This is a genomic window from Paenibacillus sp. OT2-17 (genome assembly GCF_009827695.1).
Classification (GTDB): Bacteria; Bacillota; Bacilli; order Paenibacillales; family Paenibacillaceae; genus Paenibacillus; species Paenibacillus polymyxa_B.
In genome coordinates, this window is the sequence record NZ_WUDQ01000732.1 from 1 (window position 1) to 1,531 (window position 1,531).

At 51.7% G+C, this 1,531-nt stretch carries 1 protein-coding gene; it reads right to left on the reverse strand.

Annotation, left to right across the window (positions count from 1 at the left end):
* On the reverse strand, nt 1-1,480 hold a 1,480-nt coding region (locus GRP75_RS26575; protein ID WP_160790850.1), incomplete at its 3' end, for a glycosyl hydrolase family 95 catalytic domain-containing protein.
* Between the last annotated feature and the right edge of the window lie 51 nt (nt 1,481-1,531).

Sequence of the window (1,531 nt, forward strand, 5' to 3'; positions counted from 1 at the left end):
ACAGATAGCGCTCCCATAGATGGGCGGTCAGCCATACACCCCCAAGCGGCCAAAACGCCCAACTGGCATGGCCCCCTGAAGGTCCAGCGTATCTCCACACATCTACATTGTGATGAGCTGCCCACCCTTGAGCACCATATTGGATGGAGGCTACCCTCCGTCCCGTGCGGGCAACTTCTCCAATCATGTGCAGCAATGGTTCATGGCACTCGGCAAGATTGCATACCTCAGCGGGCCAATAGTTCATCTGAGCATTGATATTGGTTGTATAATTACTGTTCCACGGCGGCTGCACCCGGTCATTCCAGATGCCCTGAAGATTGGCAGGCTGACTCCCCGGACGCGAGCTGCCCATGAGCAAATAGCGGCCATACTGAAATAACAGCACCTCCAGCCCCGGGTCGTCCTGACCTTTCTGATAACGTTCTAATCGCAGATCGGTCGGTAGAACGGAATCGTCGGTTAAAGTATCACCTCTCAGTTCTAATACAACGCGGTCAAACAGCTTTCGGTGATCCTGTTCATGGCGTTGCCGCACCTGCTCACTTCCCAGCGAAATTGCTCCGTCTAAAATGACTTGACATGCTTCTGCTGACTCCGTTGCATCACTATTCGGCATAGTGTGAAATCCCCGAAATCCGGTAGCTGCTGCCAAATACACCGTGATTTTATCCGCGCCTGAGATGATCAGTGCTCCATCAGCACCCTTCGTCAAGGTTCCTCCCTCGGGAATAACCCTCGCCTGAACTGCAAAAGCCATCCCCAAATCATTTTCATAAACAACAGACTGTGGATGATCGCCGTGATAATTAGATTCCACATGACTGGGCGCTCGTCCAGTCAACGTAATAAAGTCCCCGGACGGCTCCTCGGATGGAGCGTCCTCCTTATCGCTATCCCATTTGGATGAATCACCAAAATGTATATCCTCTCCAACCTCGTCTTCACAAGGATGGAGGGAAGTGATGCGCACGGATGCATGGATCTTCCCAAGCTTATTCGCAGTCAGTGACACCATCATGACTCCATCTGGCGCACTGGCGATAACTTCACGGGTATAGCAGACTCCAGCACTCTGAAAAGTGACCGCTGCCGTTCCGGTCAGCAAATCCAGTTCCCGTTCATAATGTGCAATTTCCCCTAGGCCCTCCTGCGTAATCCACAAATCTCCCAAAGGCTGATAGGCTTCCGTATCGCGACCTAGCATATTCGCATTAATCAGTTGTTCCGCTTCCTTGTATTTTCCATCTGCAATCAGCTTTCTGACAGGCTGCAAATATCGCAATGCATCATACTGAACGCCGTCTCTGGGAAATCCGGACCAGAGCGTATCCTCGTTTAATTGCAAATGCTCCTCTCTGATTCCGCCAAATACCATAGCTCCCAGCCTTCCGTTACCGACTGGCAATGCTTCCTCCCATACCTCAGCAGGCTGGCGATACCATAAACGCAGGGACTGTGGTCTTTCGCTTTTCGTCACATCAAACCCTCCCCCATCAAGATGAAACAGAGCGCTAATCCCGTATGGACC